The organism is Pseudomonas sp. S2_A05 (genome assembly GCF_054668485.1).
The window spans coordinates 265,868-285,985 of record NZ_CP162775.1; the positions used below are offsets into that span (position 1 = coordinate 265,868).

Genomic DNA, 20,118 nt, shown 5'->3' on the forward strand with positions numbered 1-20,118 from the left:
CTGTCGGCGGCTGGCCTCGGCACTTCGCTCGCTGATGATGGTCACAGCGAAACGGAGTCACTTAGCGGAGGTCAACTTGCCCAGAAAATCCAGGCCGATCGTCGACCGCGCCGATGCGGCGACCCTTTCGCAAGAACGCAAAGATGTGTTTTTCGCGGCGGTGCAGGTCAGCCGCATGGCCATGATTGTCACCGATCCAGCGCAGCCCGACGATCCCATCATTTTTGCCAACAATGCGTTTCTTGAACTCAGCGGCTACGAGCTGGAAGAAGTGCTCGGGCGTAACTGCAGGTTTCTGCAAGGCGAGCAGACTGATCGCGCGGTGTTGCAACGGGTCAAGCAAGCGCTGAAACATCAACACGAAACCTGCGTGGAGGTGCTCAACTATCGCAAGGACGGCTCGTCGTTCTGGAACGAGCTGTTCATCGCGCCGCTATTCAACGAGCGCGGACAACTGGTGTATTTCTTCGCTTCGCAAATGGACGTCAGCCGCCGCCGTGACGCCGAGGACGGTTTGCGTTACAGCGAAAACATGGAAGCACTCGGGCAGTTGACCGGTGGCATCGCCCACGATTTCAACAACCTGCTGCAAGTGATGATCGGCTACATCGAGCTGATCCAGCACACCGCCAAGCGGCCGAGCATCGATCCGCAACGCATCGTGGTCGGCGCCGGTCACGCCCGTGCGGCGGCGGAAAAAGCCCGTCTGCTGACTCAGCATCTGCTGGCATTCTCCCGCCGACAACGGCTCGAAGGCCGGGTGATCAATCTCAATGCCTTGCTTGAGCGCTCTACGCTGCCGACGCATGAATCCGCCGATCTGGAACCGCGATTCGAACTGGCCGAGGACTTGTGGAACTGCCGGCTCGACCCGGCGCAGGCCGAGATGGCGCTGAACCATTTGCTCTCCAACGCCTGCGATGCGCTGGTTGACCAGCAGCAACCTGCGATCACCGTGCAGACCCGCAACGTCGATGTACCGGACTCGACGGATCCGCACCAGGGCGGACTGGCGGCGGGGCGTTACGTCTGCATCGCGGTTGCCGATAACGGCGTGGGCATTGCCGCTGACGATCTCGACAAAGTGATGGAACCGTTTTTCACCACCAAAGAGGAAGGCAATGGTGCCGGCCTCGGTTTGTCGATGGTTTACGGCTTCGTCAAGCAATCCGGCGGTGTGGTCAAAATCGAATCGACGCCGGGACTCGGCACCACGGTGCGCCTGTTCTTCCCGGCGGATGACAGTCAGCTATCGGCATCTGGCTCCGCTGAAGCCGCAGAAAATCTCAAGGGCACGGAGCGCATCCTGATCGTCGAGGATCGCGCCGAAGTCGCTGAACTGGCGCGCTTTGTATTGGCCGAACAGGGTTACCACACCGACCTCGCTGCAGATGCGAGCGAGGCACTGGCCGTGCTGCAGAGTAGCGAATACGACCTGGTATTCACCGATTTGGTCATGCCGGGCGACATGAACGGGCTGGCACTGGCGCGGGAAATCAGCCAACGCTATCCGGCCATGAAGATCCTGCTGACGACCGGGTACTGCGCGGACGAGTCGACGCCCAATGAGCTGGCTGACAATGAGTTCGAATTGATCGCCAAGCCCTACGCGCCGGTGGACCTTTTGCGCAAGCTGCGCTCGATGCTCGGCTGAAAAAACGAACTGACGGCGCACGTTCGGCGTCCATCCTAAAGACTGCATTGAACAACCAGTGAGGGACCCGATCCCCGAGGAGATATTGGCAGTGAGCGATGACTTGATGATCAATAACGGGCCGATCGACTGAGCGTCGACGAGGACGGTTCATGCAGGAGCAATCTTTGGTGGTGATTAGCGGCGCCAGTGCTGGCGTAGGGCGCGCGGTGGCCCATCGGTTTGCCGCTGGCGGCTACCGCATCGGACTGTTGGCGCGTGATCCGGCGGGCCTGGCCGCCACGCAAGAGGAACTGCAAGCGTATGGCGTTCAGGTTGAAACCGTTAGCGTCGATGTCGCCGATGCGCTCGCCGTGCAAGAGGCCGCGCAGCAACTGGAAGCCTCGCTCGGGCCGCTGGCGGTGTGGGTCAATGCAGCGATGGTCACGGTGCTCTCGCCGATAGAACAATTGTCCGCCGCCGAGATCGAGCGCGTCACCCAGGTAACCTATCTCGGCACGGTTCATGGCACGTTGGCAGCGCTGTCGTTGATGCGTCCGCGTAACAAAGGATTGATCATTCAGGTCGGCTCGGCGCTGGCCTATCGGGCCATTCCGTTGCAGGCCGCTTACTGCGGGGCAAAATTTGCCGTGCGCGGTTTTACCGATTCGTTGCGCTGTGAGTTGCTGCATGAGCGCAGCCATATTCGCGTGTGCATGGTGCAATTGCCCGCGATCAATACCCCGCAGTTCGACTGGGCGCGCAACAAATTGCCCAAGCGTCCCCAACCGGTGCCACCGATTCACGACCCCGACGTAGCGGCACGGGCGATTTTCAGTGTGGTAAAGCATCCTCCGCGAGAGTTGTGGCTAGGGTGGTCGACGATCAAAGCGATTATTGGGCAGTCGGTCATGCCCGGTCTGCTCGACCGTTTGATGGCGCGAAGTGCATGGTCCGGTCAGCAGACCAATGAGCCTGAAGACAACGAGCACCCGGACAACCTGTTCGAAGCGCAGCCGGATCGGCATCAGATTCGCGGCCGCTTCGTCGGCCGTTCCAGGGATGCAGCGCTGGCCTTGACCTCGACGCAAGTGCTGGCGATATCGGCAGTGATTGCCATATTGGTCGGCGTGGTTCTATTACAGCTCTGATGCTTTCCCGGTTCGCTCCACTGTCGACGCATCTCTGCGCGCGCTGCTAGAGGCGCTGGGGTGCATGGAAGCAACAAATGCAGCACATGCACCTTTGATGAATGTGGTTTCGCTCAAATCTCCTTGATCGGCGTCTCGCCTTGAACGGCTTTGATCAGATTGATCACGTGCAGGCAATCAGCCTTGTTCACATATGACTCACCACTGGCCACCGTCTCGTGGTTGCGCGCACGCAGACGCCAGCGCCACTGGCCTTTGCCAGTGCTGGGGGTGCCTCGGGTTTGTCGGTAGATTTCGAAATACATGGGGTTCGCTCCCTGCGATAGAAAGGCGCGCCAACCTGTGTGGCGCATCGACGCAAGCCTAGCGCAGCGGGTTTTTTTGGCTATCGCGGATTTGTTTCCAATCGTTCGCGGATGTTTCTGAAAGACGCTGGCCAGAGCGCCGCGACTGCCCGGCGAATTGGCCGATATGACGCCGTGTCCTGCTTGCACGTGCGTGCCGGCTGCTGCTTAATACGGCACGGCTCATGGCCTCGAAAGACTTTCGATGACCGACAAACTATAAAAAGAGCACTCCTTTGACTGAGCACGGAACGCAACAGGCCGGGCAGGTGACGTTGTCGCTGGTGATCCCCGTTTTCAACGAGGCCGACAGCCTCGACAGCTTTCTTTCGCGCATCGACGACGTCTTTCAGACGCAGGCACTGATCGATCTTGAACTGGTCTTCATCAACGATGGCAGCACCGACACCACCCTTGAGCGCTTGCTTGAGCGGCAGCGGCAAGACTCGCGTCTGCGCATCGTCGATCTAAGCCGCAACTTCGGCAAGGAAGCGGCGTTGTCGGCCGGTCTGCAAATGGCCACCGGGCAGATCGTGGTTCCGATCGACGCCGATCTGCAGGACCCGCCGGAAGTCATTTTGCAGATGATCGAGCGCTGGCGCGAAGGTTACGAAGTGGTGCTGGGGCATCGTGTCAGCCGCCGCAGCGACACGTGGGCCAAATCGACCTCGGCCCACTGGTTCTATCGCCTGCACAACCGCATCGCCGAACAGCCGTTGCCGGAGAACGTTGGCGACTTCCGCTTGATGGACCGCTGCGTGGTCGATGCCTTGCTGACCCTGCCTGAGTCGCGACGCTTCATGAAAGGTCTGTTCGCCTGGGTCGGTTTCCGCACCACTCATGTCGACTACGAGCGCCCCGAGCGCGTGGCCGGGCAAAGCAAATTCAATGGCTGGCGGCTGTGGAACTTCGCCCTCGAAGGCATCACCAGTTTCAGCACCGAGCCGCTGCGGGTCTGGACTTACCTGGGGGCAACGGTTTCGCTGGTGTCGTTTGCGTTCGCCATGTTCATTGTCCTGCGCACACTGATCCACGGTGTCGACTTGCCTGGTTATGCCTCGCTGATGGTCGCAGTCACGTTCCTTGGCGGTCTGCAATTGATCGGCATTGGCGTACTCGGCGAATACCTTGGCCGCACCTATATCGAATCCAAACGCCGGCCGGTTTTTCTGGTGCGTCGCGTTTACGACCCCAAGGACTGACAGATGGATCTCAAGGAAACCGACATCCTCGGCGACAGCATCGATGAGCATTGGTATTACTGCTGCAAAGCGGCGGCGACCCGGCGATTGCTGGGTAACATGCCGATCCGACGAATACTCGATGTCGGTGCCGGCTCGGGGTTTTTCTCGCATCATCTGCTGACCCACACCGACGCGCATGAGGCGTGGTGCGTCGACATCAGTTACCCCGCCGATTCAAGCGCCACCACCGCGGGCAAACCGGTGCATTACCGCCGCGGCATCGACAGCATCGATGCCGATCTGGTGTTACTGATGGACGTGCTCGAGCATGTCGACGACGACCTCGGCCTGCTCAAAAACTATGTCGATAAAGTGCCTTCGGGCAGTCGTTTTCTGATGACGGTGCCGGCGTTTCAGTTTCTCTGGAGCGGTCATGATGATTTTCTTGAGCACAAGCGCCGCTACACCCTCGCGCAATTCGAAACCCTGGCGGGCGATGCCGGTTTGACCGTGCAGCGCGGCGCCTACTATTTCGGTGCGGTGTTTCCTATCGCCGCAGCGTTGCGCCTGATACCTCAAGGTTCGCAAACCGCACGGCCGCAGTCGCAACTCAAGCGTCATCACCCGTGGGTCAACAGCGTGCTCAAGACTCTTTGCCGAATGGAGTTGCCGTTGATGGGCAGCAACCGGCTGGCCGGTTTGAGCGTCTTCGTGCTGGCGCAGAAACCGTGATCGACAGTGATCGTTCAGCGTTGGTTCGCCGTGGTCTGCGCTTTGCCCTGACCGGGCTGTTCGTCACTGCGCTGCATGCGCTGGTGGCCGTGATGTTCATCCGCTTCATCGCGCCCGAACCGCCGCTGGCCAATGGTTTCGCCTTTGCCGTGGCGACCGTTGTGTCGTATGTGATCAATACCACCTGGAGCTTTTCAGCTCGCCTGCACGGGCGCACGTTACTGCGCTTTGTGTCGGTCTCGGCGGGCGGTTTTCTATTGGCGATGCTGGTTGCCTGGGCGGCGCAAATGGCTGGGTTGCATTATCTGCTCGGGATCGGCGCCGTGGCCCTGACGGTGCCAGCGTTCACTTTCGTTTTGCATAATTTCTGGACGTATCGATGAAGCTTTGCTCAACCTCTCGGGCCGCTGCGCTGTTGCCTGTGCTGCTAGGCATTCTGGCCTTTTTTATCGTGGTCGGCCCACGGGCGTTGAACCCGATGAACATTGCCTGGCTGGGCGACGGCGACCCGGCCACCCATTACCAGGGTTGGGTGTTTTTCCGGCACTCGCCATGGAGCTTTCCGCTGGGGCTTAATCCGTCTTATGGACTTGAATTGGGCAATGGCTTGATCTTTTCCGATTCCAATCCCCTGTTCGCCTTTTTGTTCAAGCCGTTCTCGGCGTTGTTGCCAGAGCCGTTTCAGTATTTCGGACTGTGGTTGCTGACCTGCTTCATTCTGCAGAGCTGGTTTGCCTGGAAACTGCTCGGCCTGGTGACCCGCGACGCGGTTCTGCGGTTGCTCGGCACCGGGCTGTTTTTATTCGTTCCGGCCATGCTGATCCGCATGAGCGTGCACCTGTCCCTGGGCGGGCATTTCATGTTGCTGGCCGCGCTGTACCTGGCGCTGCGGCCATTCACGCCAAAACGCTCTCTGGCCTGGGGAACGTTGCTGGCGGCGGCCGCGCTGATTCACGCCTATTTGCTGGCGATGATTGCGCTGATCTGGCTCGCCGATCTCGCAGCGCACACCCTGCGGCGACATCTGGCGCCGCGCAAAGCTGTGGCCGAACTGATCGGTCTGTTTTTGCTGGTGAGTCTGTGTTGCTGGCAGGCGGGCTACTTCAGCGTCGGCGATGACGGTCTGGCACTGATGGGTTACGGTCTGTTCCGCGCCAATGTGCTGAGCTTTTTCGACCCGGGAACCTGGTCGTTTGCCCTGCGCGACATGCCCGGTGTGTTGGGCGATGGTGACGGTTTTGCTTTCCTTGGTTTGGGTGTGGTGTTCCTGTTCATCTGCGCCTTCGCGGCATGGCTGCAACGCGGCACGGCTGTTCACCTCAAGCCACGTCGCTACCCGTTGCTGTTGCTCGCGCTCGCCGGCCTGGCGCTGTTTGCGTTTTCCAACAACATCGGGGTCGGCCCATTCGAGTTGCACATCCCGCTGCCGGATGCGGTGGTGGCGGTGGCGACGATTTTTCGCGGTTCGGGGCGGATGATCTGGCCTGTCATGTACATGGCGATTTTCGCCATTCTGTACGTGGTGATTCGCGGCCATACTTCGCGCACGGCACGGATTCTGCTGAGCATTGCCCTGTTGCTGCAAGTGGCGGATACGCGTTCCGGTTGGGGAGAGTCGCGCAACCTGTTCATGGCCACGCCGGCGCCACAATGGCCGACGCCACTGGTTGATCCGTTCTGGGATCAGGCAGCCCGCCATTATCAGGCGGTGCGCTGGCTGCGCCCGGAGAATTATCCGGAGCAGTGGCGAACGCTGGCCGAGTATGCGGGACGCCATCATCTGCCGACCAATGCGGTCTACCTCGGCCGCATGAGTACCAAGGCCACCGAGGCGGCCCAGGCTGTGGCCGACCAGATGGTCAGCTCTGGTCAATACGCCGCCGATACGTTGTATGTACTCGATAGCCGCACTGTGCTGCCGGCCGCGCTGACGCTCAATCGCGAGACTGACGTACTCGCCAGAATCGACGGTTTGAACGTGCTGGCGCCCGGCTGGAAGCGTTGCGCCGATTGCCCGCCCATCGTGGCCGCCGATCCCCTTACGCTGATCTCGCCACTCAAGACGAACGAGCGCGTGACCTTCAACGTTACCAGCCTGGCGACGTTTTTCCTCGGCAGCGGATGGTCGAAAAGCGAACCGTGGGGCACGTGGTCCGAGGGCAGTGAGTCGCAAATCATTCTGCGGCCCGAGGCCCCGGTGAGATCATTTGTGCTGGAAGCCAATGCTTTGATTGCGCCGTCGCATACCGAACAGGGGCTGGAGATTAGCGTCAACGATGTGCCGGTGCTCTCCACCCGCTTGCTCAAGGCCGAAGCGAACGTTGTCAGCGTTGATCTGCCAGCGGAAGTCCAGCAGCGCATTGAGCGTGAAGGCGTGCTGGTGATTCGTTTCCAGCACGCCGATGCCGTCAGCCCGAGAGCGCTGGGCATGGGACTCGATCCGCGCAAACTGGCCATTGGCATTCTGGCGTTGACGCTTCATTGACCCTTCAGTGACTGTTCGGCGCAGCGGCCCATAGACGCGGTTCTTGGGCCTTTCTACACTGCCGCTATTCCGGGGAGCAGGGGCAAAGGATGAACCGCAATGAACTACGCAAGGCCGACATCAACCTGATGGTGGTGTTCGAGACCCTGATGCTCGAACGCAACGTGACCCGCGCGGCGGAGAAACTGTTCCTCGGCCAGCCGACCATCAGCTCGGCGCTCAACCGTTTGCGCACGATGCTCAACGATCCGCTGTTCATCCGCGTCGGCCATCGCATGGAGCCGACGGCCCGCGCTGAAGATATTTACCGCCATCTCAAACCGGCACTGGATTCACTCTCGGCGGCGCTGAGCCTGACCCGCGATTTCGATCCCGCGACGAGCACCATGACCTTTCGCATCGGCCTCTCCGACGACGTCGAATTCGGCCTGCTGCCGCCGCTGTTGCGCGCGCTGCGCCAAGAGGCGCCGAGTGTGGTGTTCGTGGTGCAGCATGTCGATTACTGGCGCATTCCCGACCTGCTCGCCGCCGGCGATATCACCGTCGGCATCAGCCAGACCCGTGGCCTGCCGGCCAACGCCAAACGCAAACTGCTGCGGCATATCCAGCCAAGCATCCTGCGCGCCGATGCCTCTGATACGCCGCTGACTCTCGATGAATATTGCGCGCGTCCGCATGTGCTGGTGTCGCACACGGCCAATATCAGCGGTTACGCCGATGAGTGGCTGGCGGAACTGGGCCGCACGCGGCAGGTGGTGTTGTCGGTGCCGCAGTACAGCGCACTGCCGGCTTTGCTGGCCGGCACCGACCTGATCGCCAGCCTGCCGGATTACACCGCAGCGGCGATGGCGGCGTCCGGGGCGCTGTTCCAGGAACCGTTCCCGTTCAAGACGCCGACACTGGACCTGTCGATGGTCTGGCTCAGCCACGTCGACAGCGACCCTGCCGAACGCTGGCTGCGCTCGCGGCTGGAAGCATTCATGAGTGAACGGCCGCTTATTTCGTCCTGACAAGCACCACACAACCCTGTGGGAGCGAGCCTGCTCGCGAAGCCGTTCGGCAGGCGCAGATGTGCAACCTGAAAGGACGCTTTCGCGAGCAGGCTCGCTCCCACAAATGACGCTGTGTGATTGTGGTATATGTACGCCCCCCGCATCCGCCGACTGGAGATCCGCAATGCCACACCTGCACATGGAATACACCGCCAACCTGACGCAGTTGAACGCTGACATCGCCCTGATCCGGCTCAACAACACGCTGGTCGGTTCCGGTCAGTTCGGCGCGGAGTTCGATATCAAGAGCCGCGCGATCAAGATCGACAACTTCAAGGTCGGCACGGCGCAGGGCGAGCGTGCCTTCGTCCATGTGAAACTGGCCTTGCTCAGCGGGCGCTCGGCGGAGATCAAGAAGCAGCTCTCGCAAAGTCTGCTGGCAGTGTTGCAGGAACTGTGCGAATGGCCGGCCGGGCTCGAAGTGCAACTGTGCGTGGAACTGCTCGACATCGATCGCGAGTCCTACAGCAAAGCCGCCATCGGCATCTGACGTTCAGGCGTTTTCCAGCTCGCTGCACACCTGAATCACCTGCTCGCGCAGCCAGACGTTGGCGCTGTCCTGATCGGCGTTCTGGCTCCACTGCATGTCGAGGGTGAAACCCGGCAGGCCGTTGGGCGCTTCGCAGTGGTTGAACACCGCGTCGTTGGTCAGCAGACGCTGGATACGCCGGGGCAGGGTGAGGATGAAATCGGTGCCGGTGATCATCTTCAACGCGGCGCTGTAGCTGTTCGATCGGGCCACTATCTGGCGCTTTTGCGCTTGCCGCGCCAGCCAGCCGTCGACCATGTTGGTGCTTGAAGTCCACGGCGTTGGAAACACATGCCGACGTTCGGTGAATGCTTGCAGGCTCAGGCGCGGTTCCAGTGGCGTGGCGCGTTTGTCGAAGACGCAGACCAGGTCATCTTCCAGCAACATCCGTGATTTCAGATCCGCATGCTGGCGGTGAAAGTGCGGGCCGAAACTGATCACCAGATCGAGGCTGCCGTCGCGCAACTCTTCGGCCGGAACGTCGGTTTCGAATTTGTGCATGTTGACCATCACCGGTAAGTCATCGAAGTCGAAGCGCTTCAACAGACGCGGCAGAATCAATTGCTCGAAGTATTCCGGGGCGCAGATGTTGAAAGTCACCGCCTGCCGGCTCGGGTCGAAGGCCGGGGCGCCGGCATGACAGAGGTTGATGCTTTCGAGAATCTTCTGCACATGGCCGTACATGCTGCAGGCCTTATAGGTCGGACGCATGCCAGTGCGGGTGTTAACGAATAACTCGTCTTCGAAACTGGTGCGCAGTTTCTTCAGGCAATAACTGACGGTGGACTGGCTGACGAACAGGGTTTCCGAGACATCGGTGACACTGCTCTGCTCGTACACGGCGACGAATACCATCAAGTCCTGCATATCGAGCTTGCGAAGCAAATTACTGTTCAGCATGAGTTCCGTCTCGCTGTGCCCCTTGCGCAGAATTCGCGCAAACGTGTGCGTACGATCCTAACGGAACGATGGTGCCAGGAGAAACCCTCGTAGGACATTTCACGGACACATGTGGGACAGAAACTTTTAGCAACACGACGTTGCCAATCTCGTGCGCAAAAGATGGCCAGAGGCCTCTAGGCCGGGCAGGGCAAGTGACGTGTGTAGTCGCGAGGGTTGAAGCGCACGACCATCAGCAGCATGAGCACCACTACTGCAGTCAGCGCCCACCACGCGCCTTCGAAACTGCCCAGCCGATCACGAATGATCCCTGCCAACAGCGGCGACAGTCCTGCGATCAGATAACCGATCCCCTGTACAAACGCGGTCAGGCCACCGGCGCGCTGCGGCTCGTCGCAGTGATCCAGAGCGACGATCAGGCTCATCGGAAACAGACCGCCAATCCCCAGCCCCAACAGACAGGGCCATAACAGGGCCAGAGATGGCGGGGCGAGAATCAGCCCGCAGAAACCGCCGATGATCAGCAACAGCAGAACCGCCAATATCCCACGCCGGTCACGGCTGCGATTGGCGATCGCCGGCACTACCAGCCCGGAAATGACCTCCATCGCTGTAAGAAAACCCAACATCAACCCGGCGGTTTGTTCACTCCAGCCTTTTTCTACGTAGTACGGGGCCAGCCAGGCGAGGACGCAGGTGTAGGACGCCGTACCGAGGCCAAAGAAAATCGCCAGCAACCAGGCGCGACGGCGCGTGATGAAAGGCTCCCGCTGGGTCACCCTTGATAGGGCTTGCGCTGGCTGCAAGCACCAGACCAGCAATGCGACCAATGCCAACGCCGCCCAGATGGCCAGCCCCACGCGCCAACTGCCGGTCTGCACCATCACCAGCGGCGCGAACGATGCGGCAATCGCGGCGCCGCCCATGATCGAAGTCACGTAGATGCCCATGCACAACGCCACGTTGTCAGCAAAGCGCGTCTTGATCAGCGCCGGCATCAATGCCTGAATCAGGGCTATGCCAATACCGGCCAGTATCGCGCTGACGATCAGCTCGCCCGCAGAATCGATAAACAGCCGTGACAGGCTCGCCAGCCCGATGACAAGCAGCGACAGCAGCACCGTGCGTTGTTCGCCCAGACGCTGGCTGATGCGCAGGCCGAAGAACATCGCCAGCCCCATGGCCATGACCGGCAGCATCGTCAGCAAAGAGGCAAGCGTGAAGCTCAACGGTATATCGCCACGGATCGCCGACAGCAGCGGCCCGATGGCTGCCATTGAGGGGCGCAGATTAAGTGCGACAAGAATGATCGCGAGTATCAGCCAAGCGGCGGGGCGGGAGTGATTCATCAGCGGGCCTTTGAGTGCAGAGGCTGATGATTAGGCGTGGCGTCGCGCGCATCGGCAAATCAGAAAATGCCGGGCCAGACCTAAAAACTCGATAACACCGCTGTCCCGATGTGGGAGCGAGCCTGCTCGCGAATGCGTTACTCCAGACCAACAATCATTTGCTGACACTGCGCTTTCGCGAGCAGGCTCGCTCCCACAGAGGACATTGTGAAGTGCCTGAAACTGAATAAACCCTGAACCATTCTCAAATACTCGCAAACTTTCACGTTCGTACTCCGAGGCAACTAATCATTAGCATCTTTTTCACGAAAAATTGATCCATGCCTGCCTAAAGTTTGGCATGCCTCGGTGAATGAATTTTTCACAATCGACGAGGCTCTTCTTTCAGGAACAGTCACTCATCATGTTGAAGTTAAAAGCCGTGCGCCCGGAATGGGTGACGTTGTTTGCCAGCGCCTTTTTGTTGCTCGGTTTCAATCTGGTGCTTTGGCAACACCTGTTCGAGATCACCGCCGCCGATGGCAAGGGCATCGCCATGCGCGTGGCGTTCGGCGTGATGATCCTTGCCGCGTTCAATATCGTGCTGACGATATTCGCGTTCCGGCCACTGCTTAAACCACTTTTGACTCTTTTGTTTTTAGTCAGCGCCGGCGTGGCTTATTTCATGAGCCAATATGGCGTCATGATTGATGCGGGCATGTTGCGCAACTTTGCCGAGACCAACGCGACGGAAGTGCGTGATCTGCTCTCGTTGAAGTTGTTCGCTTATATTCTCTTGCTGGGTGTTTTGCCGTGTTTGTTGTTGTGGAAAGTACCGGTCAATTATCGGCGCTGGCATCGCGAGTTGTTCAGCAAAGTTATTGTCAGTGTTGCCTCGGCGGCGGTAATCGGTGTTGTGGCATTGGCCAACTATCAAGGTTTGTCGTCGCTGTTTCGCAATCACCACGAAATTCGCCTGATGCTGGTGCCGAGCAATTACATCGGCGCATCCATTGGTTATCTGCAAGAGCAAGTTGTCTCGGCGCAGCAGCCGTTCATCAAGATCGGCGAAGATGCCCAGCGCAACCCCGACTTGCAGCTACAGCCACGCAAATCCCTCACCGTGCTGGTGGTAGGGGAAAGTGCGCGAGCGCAGAACTTCGGCATTCTCGGTTACGACCGAGACACCACCCCGCAACTGGACAAAGAGGCCGGGCTGATCGCTTTCACTGACGTGCATTCCTGCGGCACGGAAACCGCCGTTTCGGTACCGTGCATGTTCTCCAACATGGGTCGCAAGGATTACAACGCCAGCAAGGCCAGGAATGAAGAGGGCTTGCTCGATGTGCTCAAGCGTGCCGGCATCGATGTGATCTGGCGCGATAACCAGTCCGGCTGCAAAGGCACATGCGACCGCGTCACGGTGCAGGATGTCAGCAAGTTGCAAGACCCGGCGTTGTGCGCCAACAGCGAATGTCGCGATGAAATCCTCCTGCAAGGGCTGCAAAGTTTTATCGATCACTTGGACAAGGACACCGTCCTGGTTCTGCACCAGATGGGCAGTCACGGCCCGGACTACTTCAAGCGGTATCCCAAGGAGTACGAACACTTCACTCCGGTCTGTGAAAGTAACGCGCTGAACAATTGCAGCCGCGAAAGTATCGTAAACGGTTACGACAACACCTTGGTCTACACCGACCATGTGCTGGCGAGCCTGATCGATGTGCTGCGCAGCAATCAGGACAAAGTCGACACCGCCATGCTCTATCTGTCGGACCACGGCGAATCGCTGGGCGAGTACAACCTGTTTCTGCACGGCACGCCTTATATGCTGGCGCCCGAGCAACAGAAGCATGTAGCGATGCTGGCGTGGTTCTCTGACAGCTATCAGAAGGCCTATTCGGTCGACACCCATTGCCTGCAACTGAGCCGGGACAAGCCGCTTAGCCAGGACAATCTGTTCCACTCGATGCTCGGCCTGCTGGAAGTGCGCAGCAGCGTCTATCAACCTGCCTTGGACATGTTTGCCGGCTGTCGTGGCGCGGTGATCGACGGCGTGTTGGCAAAGCAGTGAAGCGTTTCCTGCCCGTCGCGCCAATGCGACGGGCCTTTCTGTTTCTGCTGTCAGACTATTCTTGCTGACAGGCAAGACATTTCCTTACAGCTCTTGCCCTTCAAAGGCGCGTAAATCGTCGGTGGCGATATATACTGCGCGCCATTCTTCAAGGGAGAGCCGTGTGGCTATCGATATTCACTGGATTCGCGACAACGAAAGCCTCGCGCAGTTTTGCGCCGAGTGGCAGCAGCTGCCGTTCGTTGCCCTCGACACCGAATTCATGCGGGTCGACACCTTCTACCCGATTGCCGGCCTGTTGCAGATCGGCGACGGCAAACGCGCCTACCTGATCGATCCGCTGACCATCAACGCCTGGCAACCTCTGGCAGCGTTGCTGGAAAACCCGGCGGTGCTGAAAGTCCTGCACGCCTGCAGCGAAGACCTCGAAGTACTGTTGCGCCTGACCGGCAGCCTGCCGGCGCCTCTGTTCGACACGCAACTGGCCGCCGCTTACCTGAACCTCGGCTTTTCGATGGGCTACTCGCGTCTGGTGCAGGAGGTGCTCGGCATCGACCTGCCAAAGGGCGAAACCCGTTCCGACTGGTTGCAGCGCCCGCTGTCCGAAACCCAGATCAGCTACGCCGCCGAAGACGCCGTGCATCTGGCCGAGGTGTTCGTCGAGTTGCGGCCCAAGCTGTCCGACGACAAGTTCGCCTGGGTGCTGGAGGATGGCGCCGAACTGGTCGCCAACCTGCGCCGCGAAACCGATCCTTACGAGGTGTATCGCGAGGCGAAACTGGCATGGAAGTTGTCCCGTGCACAACTCGCCGTGCTGCGTGAGCTGTGCGCCTGGCGCGAAAAAGAAGCCCGCGCCCGCGACCTGCCGCGCAACCGCATCGTCCGTGAACACTCGCTGTGGCCCTTGGCCCGCACGCAGCCGGATAACCTCGCGGCGCTGGGCAAGATTGAAGACATGCACCCGCGTACCGTACGTCAGGACGGTCAGTTTCTGCTTGATCTGATCAAGCGCTCTGGCAGTGTGGGGCCAGATCAATGGCCGCCGGCAGTGCCGGAGCCGTTGCCGATCGAAGCCGCTGCGCTGATCAAGCAACTGCGCGCGCTGGGTCAGGCCGAGGCCGAACGCCTGGGTATTGCCCCGGAACTGATGCTGCGCAAGAAAACCCTCGAAGCCCTGGTCAAAAGCGGCTTCCCCGAGGGGCCTTACCAATTGCCCGATTCGCTGCGTGGCTGGCGCCGCGAATTGCTCGGCCAGAAGCTGCTCGACAGCCTGGCCACCGCCGGAGAACAGCCTTGAAACGTATTTGCTCCATCTACCAAAGCTCCAAGCGCAGCGGCATGTATCTCTACGTGCTCAAGAGCGATGCGCTCGAGCGCGTGCCGGAAGCGCTGATGACGGCTTTTGGCAAAGCGAAGCACTCCTTCGATCTGGTGCTGTCGCCCGAGCGCAAGCTGGCCAGCGAAGACATCACCGTGGTTCTGGAAAACCTCGACAAGCAGGGCTATCACCTGCAAATGCCACCGGCCGAGGACGAGTACATCGAGCACTTGCCCGAAGAGTTGCTGCGACGCAACGACCCGGTCTGACCCGCGAGGCCCTGTTCTGGGCCTCGGTTAACCCTGGAACTGTTTTTACCGCGATGGCCGGCCCGACCCCGGCGGCTGTCTGCACGGTTTGCGAAAGGTTTGAAGATGCGCGTTCTGATTGCCGAACACGACTACGCGATATACGCCCGCCTGCTGCGTCAGGCGCTGCCCGAGCTTGAAATCCTGACCAGCGGCGACTCCGCCGAACTGGCGCGTCAGGCCGCCGATTGCCCGGTGTGGCTGGGCCAGCCGGATCTGCTGGCGACCTTGCTGCGCCAGGGCCATCAACCGCAATGGCTGCAATCGACCTGGGCCGGCATCACGCCGCTGCTCGCCGACGGCCTGCGCCGCGACTATCGCCTGACCCGCGCCGTGGGGATTTTCGGTCAGGTCATGGCTGAATACGTGCTGACCTACATCCTCGGCCACGAACGCGAAGTGCTGGCGCGGCTGGTCAGCCAGGTCGAGCGCAAGTGGGACAACCGCAGCGGCCAGAGTCTGGTAGGGCGCAAGGTGCTGATCGTCGGCACCGGTGACATCGGCCAGAGCGTTGCGCAGTTTCTGCGGCCGTTCGGCGTCGAGCTGTACGGTATCGCCAGCAGTGCCCGCGAACAGGCGCCATTTGTCGAAGTCGGCGCGCTGGCCGATCTTCCGCGATTGGTGGGCGAAGTGGATTACGTGGTCAATCTGCTGCCGAACACCGAACACACCCACGATATCTACGACGCGGCGCTGTTCAAGCAATTCAAGCCGACCGGATTGTTCATCAACGCCGGGCGTGGCGTCGCAGTGGTCGATGCCGATCTGGTAGAAGCCTTGAAGGAAGGGCATCTGGCCGGCGCGGTGATCGACGTTTGCCGTCAGGAGCCATTGCCGCAACGTCACCCGTTCTGGACCGCGTGGGGCTTGTTGCTGACCGGGCACAGCTCGGCGCCGACCTCGCCGGCGCTGATGGTGGATTTGTTTGTGCAGAACCTGAAAGCGTACGAGGCGGGTGAGGCTTTGCGCGGCGAGGTGGATTTCACCCGCGGTTACTGACTCACCCGATTTCGCTGTGGGAGCGAGCCTGCTCGCGAAGAGGGCGTGTCAGTCGACAACAGCGTGTCTGACACAGCGCTTTCGCGAGCAGGCTCGCTCCCACATTGGTTTCAAAGGGTAGCCACCAGTTTGCTCAGTGGGCGGCGCTGGCGCTGACAAGCGGATTTACCGGCAGTCGCCAGCGCTTGGCCCCCGCGCCCGCTGGCACTAGACTGGCGGCCTTTTCACCACCTTGATGTTGATGCTTGAGCCATGGCCGCCATAGTCGAACCGTTCTGGAAACGCAAAACCCTCGATCAACTCGATCATGAGGAATGGGAATCGCTGTGCGATGGCTGCGGTCTGTGCTGCCTGCAAAAGCTCGAGGACGAAGAAGACAACAGCGTCTATTACACGCGCATCGCCTGCAAACTGCTGGATCTGAAAACCTGCCAGTGCAGCGATTATCCGAACCGGATCAAGTTTGTCCCTGACTGCATCCAGCTCACGCCGGGTCAGGCGGAAGAATTCAAATGGCTGCCGCCGACCTGCGGTTATCGTCTGGTCAGCGAGGGCAAGGATCTGCCGTTATGGCACCACCTGGTGTGTGGCGACCGCGACGCGGTGCACCATGAGCGGATTTCCCAGTCCGGGCGCATGCTCGCCGAAGGCAGCGTGCCGGAGGATGACTGGGAAGATCATCTGATTTTTCGCGCGGGCTGATGAGGTGGTGAGTTGTTGAACCCGTAAAGATCAAAAGATCGCAGCCTTCGGCAGCTCCTACAATGGAAAACGTGATTCCGTGTAGGAGCTGCCGCAGGCTGCGATCTTTTGCTTTAAAGCCTCAGACGCCGGCCTTCGGCGAGGTCAGCGAATCATTGCCGGTGACGGTCGCCGTTTCCGTGGCCACTTCGGCATTGGTCTTCAACTTGCTCAGTTCTTCCCCGGCGCGTTCGATCTTCGCCCGCACGTTGCTCATGTCCTGACGGCCTTTTTCCAACAGGCTTTTCGCCGAGCAGTGCCCGGTAATGCCACGGGCCACGGCCATGCCGCCGAGCGCCACTTGAATCAGGCCGAACACGCCGCCACGGCGCAGGCCCTTGCCGACCATCAGCACGCCGCCGGTCAACGAGCCGACGCGCTCCCAGCCATGCACATTCTTGTGCGAAGGCGACTGGAACGGGGTGGATTCGATGCGTTCTACGCGTTTGAGCTCGCTCATGATCTATCTCCAGGCAGGGTGCGATTGATAGATAAGCTGACTGCCAGGGCGGTCAGCTTGTTCCATCGAATGTGCGACGCTTCAGCGGAATTTCGGCCCGGAGCGGGTGTTCAGGCCCTTGGCCATGCGGTCGTAGAGCACGACGTTGACCGTGGCGGCGAGATTCATGCAGCCGGTGGTGGGGATGTACACGACGTCTTCGCACCAGTCGCGAATCTCTTTATCCAGCGAGCCGTCTTCCGGGCCGAAGATGTACAGGGCGCGGTCGGGGTGGGTGTATTCCGGCAGCGGCCGTGCGCCTTCGACCAGCTCTACCGCGACGGGCACGCAGTTGAGCGGAAGGATTTTTTTCAGGTCGTCGATGCCGATCAACGGGATGTCGTAGTGCACGCGCTTGGTGTCGGTGACGAAATCGGCCGCGCGTTCATAACGCTTGCCGGTGTAGAACACCGACGCCACGCCGTAACAGCCTGCGGCGCGCATCACCGAGCCGACGTTCTCCGGTGATTTGGGGTTATACAAACCAATGCAGCTGTACCGTTTGTCTGCCACGAGCGGGGTGCCTTCGGGAAAAAGAGGGCGATTATACGGGGATTGGGGGAGGGCGGGCAGATTCGAGATTTGTGGTGCCTGGCCGGCCGCCTTCGCGAGCAGGCTCGCTCCCACAGGGGAACGCATTTCAACTGTGGGAGCGAGCCTGCTCGCGAAAGGGCCAGCTCAGGCGATGAAGATCTTCAATCTTCTTTTTCATCAGCCCAGCCAGGGCCGCAAACGGGTTATGCGTGGCCTTGGCGATCTTCGGTGTGCTCAGCGAGCCGTCGCCGAAATACTGCTGATCGGTGTAACGCGAGTGCTCGTTGTCGTGGCAATACAGGCACAACAGCTCCCAGTTCGAGCCGTCCTGCGGGTTGTTGTCGTGGTTGTGGTCGCGGTGATGCACAGTCAGTTCGCTCAGGCGCTTGCCGGAAAACTCACGGGCGCAGCGGCCGCAGACGTGTGGGTACATCTTCAGGGCTTTGTCGCGGTAGCCCATTTCCTTGTCGCGCTGGTTGTCGGCGAGGATGCGGTCCAGCTTCGACGTGTTGGTGGGGGTGGACGAACTCATGGGTTCACCTTTGCAGAAAGACTGATGACGGTTATGCGCAGTTTAGCTCAGCCCTTGAGCTTCTCGGCAATCCAGATCGTGTGACGGGTGCCCTTGTTGCCGTGGGCGAAGACCTGGACTTCTTCGGCCTTGAAACCGGCCTTCTTCAATTTGTCGGAAAACTGTCGGTCGGCGCTGGCCGACCATACCGCGAGCACACCTTTGGGGCGCAGCGCCTTGGCGCAGGCATTCAGACCTGCGGCGGAATACAGCCAGCTGTTGGCCTTTTGAGTCAGGCCTTCGGGGCCGTTGTCGACGTCAAGCATGATCGCATCGAAACCGTTCGGCTCGCTTTGCAGCACATTGGCCACATCTTCCTGACGGATCACCGTGCGCGGGTCAAGCAATGGCCGACCGGATTTCTCCCCGAGCGGGCCGCGATTCCACTCGACCACGCCGGGCACCAGCTCAGCGACCACCACTTCGGCGGACTTGCCCAGATGCTTGAGTGCCGAGGCGAGGGTGAAACCCATGCCCAGGCCACCGATCAACACCCGCGAATTCGACCGGCCGGCGACCTTGCGGCAGGGAATTTCTGCCAGTGCGTCCTCGGAACCGTGCATGCGCGTGTTCATCAACTGTCCGCCGTCGCCGCCCCGGATCTTGATGACGAAATCCTCGCCATACTCGAACAGGCACAGGGCACCGCCGTTTTCAGGGATCGGGGTGGTGTCGAGCAGAACGAAACGTTTCATGGGAATCTCTAAAGGGGGGAAGGCAAGCAGGCGCGTTGGGAGTAGCCTGAGCACAGACTAAAGGCCAAACGGAGCCCTTGATGAAGCGCACCATTCTAACGGTCATTACCCTGGCCGCGCTCGCGATTACTGCAGTGCAGGCCCAGCAGAGCGTTCCGGTCAGCCCGACGCCGCAACCCGGCTCGCCCGGCACCGCGACGCCGACACCGTATCCGCAGATCACCCCGATCACCCTGCCCAAGTCGGGCGCCGGTAGCGGCAGCCCGCCACTGGTGCCGATTGAAATGCCCAGCCCGCCGAGCAAGGATCAACCGGTGCCGGGCATCGAGCCGAACGGCAACAAGGTCAAATCCCCGGGCGGCTAAACCTGTTGTGCGGCGAGCTGGCCATCGGCCATGCGCAGGCGTTTGGACAGCGAGACGGCGAGGGCGCGGATGATTTTTGCGGCGATTTTCGGTGCGTCGTTGAGCATTTTTTCCAGCGAATCCTTGCCCAGGTTGAGCAACTGACAGTTGCTCGCCGCGATACACGTGGCCGAACGACGTTCGCCATCAAGCACGGCCATTTCACCGAAGGCCCGGCCGCTGCGCAGGGTGGCCATGGTGATGACCTGGCCGTCAGCGCCGGTTTTCTGCACGGCGACCTGGCCGGTGTGGATGATGCACATGAAACTGCCGGCATCACCCTCGCGAAAAATCGCCTCGCCTTCAGCCACGGTGCTAATGCTGAAATAGCCGGAGGCGGCCGCGAAGTCGGCCAGCTGCAATTGATCGAACAGGCCACAGTCCATCAGCCAGTCGCGGATCTCGTTGTTCAGAAAGGTCGGTTCAGACATGTCGATGCGGTCTTTTTGTTATCACATTTCAAGGCTATACACGGATCCCGTAGGAATGGGCTTTTGTGGCGAGGGGATTTATCCCCGCTCGGCTGCGCAGCAGTCGCAAATCCTGCCAACTCGGTGCTTCAGGAATACTGAGTTTGCAGGTTTTGGGGCCGCTTCGCAGCCCAACGGGGATAAATCCTCTCGCCACAAGGGTCTGC

Annotated in this window: 22 protein-coding genes; 14 read left to right on the forward strand and 8 right to left on the reverse strand. The window is 60.2% G+C overall.

Annotation, left to right across the window (positions count from 1 at the left end; all coding sequences use genetic code 11):
* Positions 1 to 76 precede the first annotated feature (76 nt).
* Together AB4O12_RS01275 and AB4O12_RS01280 are read left to right on the forward strand one after the other, a co-directional pair.
* The gene (locus AB4O12_RS01275) at positions 77 to 1,654 is read left to right on the forward strand and encodes a histidine kinase famiy protein (protein ID WP_423662459.1); all 1,578 of its coding nucleotides are present in this window, start codon (positions 77 to 79) and stop codon (positions 1,652 to 1,654) included.
* A 152-nt stretch (positions 1,655 to 1,806) separates the two neighbouring features.
* Positions 1,807 to 2,784 (forward strand): SDR family oxidoreductase, encoded by a 978-nt coding sequence (locus AB4O12_RS01280; protein WP_460060180.1) that lies wholly within the window; start codon positions 1,807 to 1,809, stop codon positions 2,782 to 2,784.
* A gap of 113 nt (positions 2,785 to 2,897) precedes the next feature.
* On the opposite strand, the gene AB4O12_RS01285 is transcribed toward AB4O12_RS01280, so the two are convergent.
* Complete coding sequence (locus AB4O12_RS01285; RefSeq protein ID WP_016771242.1) at positions 2,898 to 3,089, reverse strand: YegP family protein; 192 nt, start codon at positions 3,087 to 3,089, stop codon at positions 2,898 to 2,900.
* Between the two features lie 275 nt (positions 3,090 to 3,364).
* On the opposite strand from AB4O12_RS01285, the gene AB4O12_RS01290 reads away from it, so the two are divergent.
* The 6 genes from AB4O12_RS01290 (at position 3,365) to AB4O12_RS01315 (ending at position 9,071) form a co-directional block, all read left to right on the forward strand.
* Positions 3,365 to 4,330: a glycosyltransferase family 2 protein gene (locus AB4O12_RS01290; RefSeq protein ID WP_150636528.1), complete on the forward strand. Its 966-nt coding sequence runs from the start codon at positions 3,365 to 3,367 to the stop codon at positions 4,328 to 4,330.
* A gap of 3 nt (positions 4,331 to 4,333) precedes the next feature.
* On the forward strand, positions 4,334 to 5,044 hold the full coding sequence (locus AB4O12_RS01295; RefSeq protein ID WP_095180646.1) for a class I SAM-dependent methyltransferase: 711 nt from the start codon (positions 4,334 to 4,336) through the stop codon (positions 5,042 to 5,044).
* On the forward strand, positions 5,041 to 5,427 hold the full coding sequence (locus AB4O12_RS01300) for a GtrA family protein (protein ID WP_056783558.1): 387 nt from the start codon (positions 5,041 to 5,043) through the stop codon (positions 5,425 to 5,427). The genes AB4O12_RS01295 and AB4O12_RS01300 overlap by 4 nt, the downstream gene beginning before the upstream one ends.
* Complete coding sequence (locus AB4O12_RS01305) at positions 5,424 to 7,529, forward strand: DUF6311 domain-containing protein (protein WP_460060182.1); 2,106 nt, start codon at positions 5,424 to 5,426, stop codon at positions 7,527 to 7,529. The genes AB4O12_RS01300 and AB4O12_RS01305 overlap by 4 nt, the downstream gene beginning before the upstream one ends.
* 89 nt (positions 7,530 to 7,618) lie before the next feature.
* On the forward strand, positions 7,619 to 8,539 hold the full coding sequence (locus AB4O12_RS01310) for a LysR substrate-binding domain-containing protein (protein WP_460060183.1): 921 nt from the start codon (positions 7,619 to 7,621) through the stop codon (positions 8,537 to 8,539).
* Between the two features lie 166 nt (positions 8,540 to 8,705).
* Positions 8,706 to 9,071 (forward strand): 5-carboxymethyl-2-hydroxymuconate Delta-isomerase, encoded by a 366-nt coding sequence (locus tag AB4O12_RS01315; RefSeq protein ID WP_041478855.1) that lies wholly within the window; start codon positions 8,706 to 8,708, stop codon positions 9,069 to 9,071.
* A 3-nt stretch (positions 9,072 to 9,074) separates the two neighbouring features.
* Here the strand turns inward: AB4O12_RS01315 and AB4O12_RS01320 are convergent, their stop codons facing one another.
* Positions 9,075 to 10,010 carry a LysR family transcriptional regulator gene (locus tag AB4O12_RS01320; protein ID WP_150742405.1) on the reverse strand — a complete coding sequence of 312 codons (936 nt, stop codon included), beginning with the start codon at positions 10,008 to 10,010 and terminating at the stop codon, positions 9,075 to 9,077.
* 176 nt (positions 10,011 to 10,186) lie between these two features.
* The gene (locus tag AB4O12_RS01325) at positions 10,187 to 11,359 is read right to left on the reverse strand and encodes a cyanate transporter (protein WP_252868958.1); all 1,173 of its coding nucleotides are present in this window, start codon (positions 11,357 to 11,359) and stop codon (positions 10,187 to 10,189) included.
* A gap of 403 nt (positions 11,360 to 11,762) precedes the next feature.
* On the opposite strand from AB4O12_RS01325, the gene AB4O12_RS01330 reads away from it, so the two are divergent.
* The 5 genes from AB4O12_RS01330 (at position 11,763) to AB4O12_RS01350 (ending at position 16,739) form a co-directional block, all read left to right on the forward strand.
* Positions 11,763 to 13,412, forward strand: coding sequence for a phosphoethanolamine transferase (locus AB4O12_RS01330; RefSeq protein WP_041478852.1), 1,650 nt, complete (start codon positions 11,763 to 11,765; stop codon positions 13,410 to 13,412).
* A 163-nt stretch (positions 13,413 to 13,575) separates the two neighbouring features.
* The gene (gene rnd, locus AB4O12_RS01335; protein WP_024012017.1) at positions 13,576 to 14,709 is read left to right on the forward strand and encodes a ribonuclease D; all 1,134 of its coding nucleotides are present in this window, start codon (positions 13,576 to 13,578) and stop codon (positions 14,707 to 14,709) included.
* On the forward strand, positions 14,706 to 14,999 hold the full coding sequence (locus AB4O12_RS01340; protein WP_041478850.1) for a YcgL domain-containing protein: 294 nt from the start codon (positions 14,706 to 14,708) through the stop codon (positions 14,997 to 14,999). Before rnd ends, AB4O12_RS01340 begins: the two co-directional genes overlap by 4 nt.
* Before the next feature lie 105 nt (positions 15,000 to 15,104).
* The gene (locus tag AB4O12_RS01345; protein ID WP_041478849.1) at positions 15,105 to 16,037 is read left to right on the forward strand and encodes a D-2-hydroxyacid dehydrogenase; all 933 of its coding nucleotides are present in this window, start codon (positions 15,105 to 15,107) and stop codon (positions 16,035 to 16,037) included.
* A 252-nt stretch (positions 16,038 to 16,289) separates the two neighbouring features.
* Entirely contained in the window at positions 16,290 to 16,739 is a 450-nt protein-coding gene (locus tag AB4O12_RS01350) for a YcgN family cysteine cluster protein (RefSeq protein ID WP_016771232.1), read from the forward strand.
* 121 nt (positions 16,740 to 16,860) lie between these two features.
* Here the strand turns inward: AB4O12_RS01350 and AB4O12_RS01355 are convergent, their stop codons facing one another.
* From AB4O12_RS01355 to AB4O12_RS01370, 4 genes are all read right to left on the reverse strand, one after another.
* Positions 16,861 to 17,238, reverse strand: coding sequence for a YgaP family membrane protein (locus AB4O12_RS01355; protein ID WP_110645006.1), 378 nt, complete (start codon positions 17,236 to 17,238; stop codon positions 16,861 to 16,863).
* A gap of 81 nt (positions 17,239 to 17,319) precedes the next feature.
* On the reverse strand, positions 17,320 to 17,790 hold the full coding sequence (locus AB4O12_RS01360; RefSeq protein ID WP_007911337.1) for an RNA methyltransferase: 471 nt from the start codon (positions 17,788 to 17,790) through the stop codon (positions 17,320 to 17,322).
* Between the two features lie 127 nt (positions 17,791 to 17,917).
* Positions 17,918 to 18,343, reverse strand: coding sequence for a YajD family HNH nuclease (locus AB4O12_RS01365; RefSeq protein WP_460060184.1), 426 nt, complete (start codon positions 18,341 to 18,343; stop codon positions 17,918 to 17,920).
* Between the two features lie 47 nt (positions 18,344 to 18,390).
* Entirely contained in the window at positions 18,391 to 19,077 is a 687-nt protein-coding gene (locus tag AB4O12_RS01370) for a spermidine synthase (protein ID WP_460060185.1), read from the reverse strand.
* Between the two features lie 80 nt (positions 19,078 to 19,157).
* Between AB4O12_RS01370 and AB4O12_RS01375 the strand changes: the two genes are divergently transcribed.
* On the forward strand, positions 19,158 to 19,442 hold the full coding sequence (locus AB4O12_RS01375; protein ID WP_016771228.1) for a hypothetical protein: 285 nt from the start codon (positions 19,158 to 19,160) through the stop codon (positions 19,440 to 19,442).
* Here AB4O12_RS01375 and AB4O12_RS01380 read toward each other — a convergent pair.
* Entirely contained in the window at positions 19,439 to 19,912 is a 474-nt protein-coding gene (locus tag AB4O12_RS01380; RefSeq protein WP_016771227.1) for a cyclic nucleotide-binding domain-containing protein, read from the reverse strand. The two genes, AB4O12_RS01375 and AB4O12_RS01380, sit on opposite strands and share 4 nt — an antisense overlap.
* Between the last annotated feature and the right edge of the window lie 206 nt (positions 19,913 to 20,118).

Bases quoted from the DNA above. Each gene is read 5' to 3' on its own strand.
- AB4O12_RS01315 (WP_041478855.1), top strand. From the start codon at position 8,706: ATGCCACACCTGCACATGGAATACACCGCCAACCTGACGCAGTTGAAC.
- AB4O12_RS01320 (WP_150742405.1), bottom strand. From the start codon at position 10,010: ATGCTGAACAGTAATTTGCTTCGCAAGCTCGATATGCAGGACTTGATG.
- AB4O12_RS01280 (WP_460060180.1), top strand. From the start codon at position 1,807: ATGCAGGAGCAATCTTTGGTGGTGATTAGCGGCGCCAGTGCTGGCGTA.
- AB4O12_RS01380 (WP_016771227.1), bottom strand. From the start codon at position 19,912: ATGTCTGAACCGACCTTTCTGAACAACGAGATCCGCGACTGGCTGATG.
- AB4O12_RS01375 (WP_016771228.1), top strand. From the start codon at position 19,158: ATGAAGCGCACCATTCTAACGGTCATTACCCTGGCCGCGCTCGCGATT.
- AB4O12_RS01365 (WP_460060184.1), bottom strand. From the start codon at position 18,343: ATGAGTTCGTCCACCCCCACCAACACGTCGAAGCTGGACCGCATCCTC.
- AB4O12_RS01355 (WP_110645006.1), bottom strand. From the start codon at position 17,238: ATGAGCGAGCTCAAACGCGTAGAACGCATCGAATCCACCCCGTTCCAG.
- AB4O12_RS01330 (WP_041478852.1), top strand. From the start codon at position 11,763: ATGTTGAAGTTAAAAGCCGTGCGCCCGGAATGGGTGACGTTGTTTGCC.
- AB4O12_RS01305 (WP_460060182.1), top strand. From the start codon at position 5,424: ATGAAGCTTTGCTCAACCTCTCGGGCCGCTGCGCTGTTGCCTGTGCTG.
- AB4O12_RS01350 (WP_016771232.1), top strand. From the start codon at position 16,290: ATGGCCGCCATAGTCGAACCGTTCTGGAAACGCAAAACCCTCGATCAA.
- AB4O12_RS01310 (WP_460060183.1), top strand. From the start codon at position 7,619: ATGAACCGCAATGAACTACGCAAGGCCGACATCAACCTGATGGTGGTG.
- AB4O12_RS01370 (WP_460060185.1), bottom strand. From the start codon at position 19,077: ATGAAACGTTTCGTTCTGCTCGACACCACCCCGATCCCTGAAAACGGC.
- AB4O12_RS01285 (WP_016771242.1), bottom strand. From the start codon at position 3,089: ATGTATTTCGAAATCTACCGACAAACCCGAGGCACCCCCAGCACTGGC.
- AB4O12_RS01325 (WP_252868958.1), bottom strand. From the start codon at position 11,359: ATGAATCACTCCCGCCCCGCCGCTTGGCTGATACTCGCGATCATTCTT.
- AB4O12_RS01345 (WP_041478849.1), top strand. From the start codon at position 15,105: ATGCGCGTTCTGATTGCCGAACACGACTACGCGATATACGCCCGCCTG.
- AB4O12_RS01295 (WP_095180646.1), top strand. From the start codon at position 4,334: ATGGATCTCAAGGAAACCGACATCCTCGGCGACAGCATCGATGAGCAT.